Annotated in this window: 1 pseudogene; it reads left to right on the top strand. The window is 45.1% G+C overall.

Annotation, left to right across the window (positions count from 1 at the left end):
• Positions 1–618 (top strand): annotated as a pseudogene (gene secA / locus R7O13_RS28445) (preprotein translocase subunit SecA); the annotation flags it as partial.

Here is a 618-nt window from a genome sequence, read left to right as displayed (position 1 = left end):
CAAGCTTGATTCAAAGCGGTATGGAAGAAGGTGAAGCAATCGAATCTAAGATGTTGTCTCGTTCTATTGAAAAAGCACAACGCAAAGTGGAAGGTCGCAACTTCGACATCCGTAAACAGCTTCTTGAATACGATGACGTGGCGAACGATCAACGTAAAGTGGTTTACGAACTGCGTGATGAGCTCATGAACGTTGACGATATCAGCGACATGATTGAACAAAACCGTGAAGATGTGCTCACAGCGATCATCGACGAATACATTCTACCACAATCTCTAGAAGACATGTGGGATGTGGAAGGTCTTCAAGAACGTTTGAAAGCAGATTTCGATCTAGACGCGCCAATCAAGCAATGGCTTGAGGAAGACGACAAACTGTACGAAGAAGCGCTGCGCGAGAAGATCATCAGCCTAGCCGTTGAAGTATACAAAGCGAAAGAAGAAGTTGTGGGTGCACAAGTGCTTCGTAACTTCGAAAAATCAGTGATGCTTCAAACACTCGATACGCTTTGGAAAGAGCATCTGGCGGCGATGGATCATCTGCGTCAAGGTATCCACCTACGTGGCTACGCACAAAAGAACCCGAAACAAGAGTACAAACGTGAATCGTTTGAATTGT

The organism is Vibrio sp. Y176 (genome assembly GCF_033438945.1).
Note: the sequence above shows the minus strand (reverse complement) of the source record. Positions and strands in the feature narration are given on the sequence as shown.